Below are 3,486 nucleotides of genomic sequence, written 5' to 3'. Positions count from 1 at the left end.
AGTTTTTGGTGGGCCTTGAGCAGGGCCGGGGGCATGGTCAGTGGGTCGTAAAGGTCGGCCAGTGAGGCGTCTGCAAATTGGGCGCGGGCGTCGAGCACGCATTGCGCGGCTTGTTCGATGGCGTTGCGGTGTTTGTCGCTGAGTGCCTCACCAGCGAAGCCGGGCCAGGGGTAGTTGTTGTAGACGATGGTGTTGGAGTAGCGGAAATCACTTTTTAGCCGCCCGCAGGTGAAGCGCATGAAGGCGTTGTGCATGGCGCTGGTCATGACGCCGAAGTGAAACAGCGTTGCATCTGGGAGGGCGTACACCAGATTGCTCACGATCACTTGGTGATCGATGTAACCGATGGGCACATATTTGCGGCGCTCGGATGACACGCTGGGGATCAGCAAGTAGTTTGTCTTTGGTTGGCGCAGTTCACCGAAAAGTGCAGGGCTTGCCGCCATCTCAACAGTCGCGGCTTTGGTGCTGGCCAAGCGCATGTCCTTCACGGCTTGAACGCGCTTCATGACTTCTGGCATCAGCCGCAGTTCTTTGGGTGGGCAGTCCACCAACCACAGGCACCAACGTGCTGTTTTATTGATGAATTCTTCTGCGCCCATGAACGGGCGAATCCATTGCGCGGCTTTTGGTTCCGCCTTGATCAGGCTTTCTTTTTCGGCATCGTCCAGCAGCAAATGCCCACCATCTGTGGGTTTGCTGCCATTGGTCATCTCGGTCACTTGGCAAATGGGTGTGCGGCGCTTGTTCAGCAACACATCTGGTGCATCCACTAAATACGCATTGATGCGCTTAACGGGCACCGCATGCGGCAGGCCTTTGATGTCTTCGTATTCGTAGATGGTTTTGACCGCATGATCCTCGGGGCCAAAGCCCACGATCACGCAATGCACAGCGGCTTTGCCGCTGGCCTCGTTGGTCCATTGGAATGTGCGGTGTGCAAAGTGGATGCGCATGCCCAGGCGCTGCATCTCACCCCAGAGCACGGCCACTTGTTCACCTTGGGTGATGCTGTTGGTCGACACAAAAGCGGCTTGCGTGTCTGTGGTGCTCTGCATGTACTGCGCGGCCAGTACATACCAGCCGCACACAAAGTCCAGATCCCCCGCGCCATGAATCCCTTGCATCACGGCAGCCAGGTCGGATTTTTGTTCTTTGCTTTGGTAGGTCTTGCCCAAGAACGGCGGATTGCCCAGCAAGTAAGTGCACCGCTCCGCAGGCAGCACCTCGTTCCAGTCCAGCCGCAGCGCGTTGGCGTGGCGGATGCCGGGTGTGCTTTTGAGTGGGATGCGCGCAAAGTACAGGCCAAACTCCACGCTCACGCGCAGGTTCATTTGGTGGTCCACCAGCCACAGGGCCACTTGCGCAATTTGCGCCGGAAACTCTTCGATCTCTATGCCGTAAAACTGGTCCACGTTCACGCCAATCAGCGCATGGACGTCCACCGTCAGCTGGCCTTTGTGGGCGCTCAGTTCGTGGTCGGCCCGCAGCACTTTCAGCTCCAGCTCGCGCAGTTCGCGGTAGCTGATCACCAAGAAGTTGCCGCACCCGCAGGCGGGGTCAAAAAACGTCAGTTGCCGCAGCTTTTTGTGAAACTCAAACAGCTTGTTGCGGTGGCCCTTCACCCGTTCAAACTCGGCGTGCAGTTCGTCCAAGAACAGCGGCTTGATGAGCTTGAGGATGTTGGCCTCAGACGTGTAGTGCGCCCCCAGGTTGCGGCGGGCCTTGTCGTCCATGATGCTTTGGAACAGGCTGCCAAAGATGGCGGGGCTGATGGCCGACCAGTCGAGCGCACAGGCGTCCAGCAGGGCTTCGCGCATGGCGGTGCTGAAGTCGGCCATGGGCAGGGTTTCTTCAAACAGTTTGCCGTTGATGTACGCAAACTGGCCCAGTTGCTCGTCGATGTTTTTGCTGCGCTGGCCCTCGTGCGTGTTGAGCACCTGAAACAGTTGCCCCAGGCGCGGCCCCAGGTCTGAGCCATCGGGCGCGGTGCGTTCTTCGACAAAGTCGCGAAACGATTGCGCGGGCTGAAAGATGCCGGTGTCGTCGGCAAACAGGCAAAACAGCAGGCGCACCAGCAGCACCTCCAGCGCGTGGCCGCTGTAGCCGCTGGCTTTCAGGGCGTCGTGCAGGCGGCCCATGCGCTCAGCCGCTTTGATGTTGACCGGGTCTTCAGCCTGGATGTCTTGCACCTTGTAGCCTGCCAGCAGGCCAAAGAGCTTGACGTGTTTGTGCAGGTGCTGGAGTTCAAACTCCACCGTCTCGTGGGTCTTGCCTGAGGCCAGGCGGCACACCCGAAAGCGGGCAAAGTCGCAGACCACCACCAGCTGGGGCAGGTCGCGTTCGGGCAGGTTGTGCAGGTAGCCAATGGCCTGGTCCAGCGCGTCGTCAAGGCTTTTGCCGCGTGACTTGTGCTCCACCAACAGCACGCCGGGCCAGAACAGGTCCACAAAGCCCTGCGCACCGCCGAGCTTTTTGACGTTCAGCTCGAAGGTGGCAACGCGTTTGTTGGTGATGCCAAAGATTTCAAAGAAGTCGATCCAAAAGGGCTTGGCATGGCTGTCTTCGTTGCAGGCATCGGCCCAGGTTTTGCTGAAAAGCAATGCCCTGGATTTGATTTCGTTCCAGTTAAGACCCATTTGGTACTCACAAAGTGAGATTGGATCGTAACTGAAAGTTTTTTTATTTTTATAGGTGGTAGCGCTATGGAAGTGACGGCATGCTCATTTCCCGGCCTGAGGGCCGGGGATTCTTGCGGATCAAGCGGCCAAGCGCTCAATCTTGGGGCGCTTGACCTTGCCCGCTTGATAAAGGTCGTGTTGCATCTGCATGCCTGCCCACATTTCGGCACTGGTGCCGAAGGCTTGCGCAAGGCGATAAGCCATGTCGGCAGAGACTCCGGATGCGCCAGACACCACGCGCGAGAGCGTGACTCGGTTGACGCCCAGCTTGACGGCGGCCTCGGTGATGGTGATATTGCCCAGATATTCCCGAAGGACTTCCCCTGGGTGCGGGGGGTTGTGCATGCGAGTCATGACGGCCTTAGTGATAGTCGAGGTAGTCCACAAGCACAGCGTCCGTTCCATCGAACATGAACACCATGCGCCAGTTGCCATTGACGGTGATGGCCCAATGACCTTTCAAGTCGCCCTTGAGGGGGTGCAATCCCCATGCTGGCGCCGAGAGGTCTTCGGGCTTGACCGCTTGATCAAGAGCCGCCAACTGAAGACGTAACCTTGCAGAGTGCGCAGCCTGAATGCCCGCCTTGCTGCCGGTCTCGAAAAAGCGCTGCAGGCCCTTGTGACGAAATGTCTTGATCATTAGTCGTGCATTGTAGTGTGTAGCGCCTTGCGCTACAACTTGATCAATAAACCGCATCCGTCACGTTATCAAGTTTGTTGATGTACAGATCAAGGGTGGCTTGCTGAACCAACTTGCCAAACTGGCGCGATTGTTTATAATCGCGCCAATCATGTCAGACTTCAG

3 protein-coding genes are annotated in these 3,486 nt (G+C 57.7%); all 3 read right to left on the bottom strand.

Annotated features, from left to right (window positions below; translation table 11 throughout):
• Nucleotides 1-2,639 (bottom strand): DNA methyltransferase (locus ACIQ47_RS15430; RefSeq protein WP_396438930.1); only part of this gene is annotated, 2,639 nt, incomplete at its 3' end.
• Between the two features lie 120 nt (nucleotides 2,640-2,759).
• The gene (locus ACIQ47_RS15425; RefSeq protein ID WP_296293721.1) at nucleotides 2,760-3,035 is read right to left on the bottom strand and encodes a HigA family addiction module antitoxin; all 276 of its coding nucleotides are present in this window, start codon (nucleotides 3,033-3,035) and stop codon (nucleotides 2,760-2,762) included.
• A gap of 7 nt (nucleotides 3,036-3,042) precedes the next feature.
• The gene (locus ACIQ47_RS15420) at nucleotides 3,043-3,321 is read right to left on the bottom strand and encodes a type II toxin-antitoxin system RelE/ParE family toxin (RefSeq protein WP_396438929.1); all 279 of its coding nucleotides are present in this window, start codon (nucleotides 3,319-3,321) and stop codon (nucleotides 3,043-3,045) included.
• Between the last annotated feature and the right edge of the window lie 165 nt (nucleotides 3,322-3,486).

The sequence above is a fragment of the Limnohabitans sp. genome (assembly GCF_044373035.1).
Taxonomy (GTDB): Bacteria; Pseudomonadota; Gammaproteobacteria; order Burkholderiales; family Burkholderiaceae_C; genus Limnohabitans_A.
The sequence above is the reverse complement of the archived record's forward strand: the minus strand, read 5'-3'. Positions and strand labels throughout refer to the sequence as shown.

Bases quoted from the DNA above. Each gene is read 5' to 3' on its own strand.
- ACIQ47_RS15420 (WP_396438929.1), bottom strand. From the start codon at position 3,321: ATGATCAAGACATTTCGTCACAAGGGCCTGCAGCGCTTTTTCGAGACC.
- ACIQ47_RS15425 (WP_296293721.1), bottom strand. From the start codon at position 3,035: ATGACTCGCATGCACAACCCCCCGCACCCAGGGGAAGTCCTTCGGGAA.